Annotated in this window: 1 pseudogene; it reads left to right on the top strand. The window is 66.7% G+C overall.

What is annotated here, in order from left to right:
- Positions 1 to 28 precede the first annotated feature (28 nt).
- Positions 29 to 216: pseudogene (locus FS507_RS17440) on the top strand (hypothetical protein); the annotation flags it as partial.

The following is a 216-nucleotide window of genomic DNA, read 5'->3' on the forward strand; positions in this document are numbered from 1 at the left end:
AGGTCTGCCCGCAGCCGAGGTGGAACTGGTGGTTGAGCGCGTGGAGGGTGTCGGCTCGGGGGGGGTGGAGGAGATAGTGGAGGAGATGGGGGAGGGTGGGGAGGGGGATGTGTTGATGAGGGGGGAGGAGGAGAAGATGGAGGGGGGGGTGGGTGGGGGTGAGGGAGTGGGTAGTGTCGGGGGTGGAGTGGGAGGAGATGTGAGTGAGGAGGGATG

It is taken from the genome of Corynebacterium glyciniphilum AJ 3170 (genome assembly GCF_007673095.1).
Lineage (GTDB): Bacteria > Actinomycetota > Actinomycetes > Mycobacteriales > Mycobacteriaceae > Corynebacterium.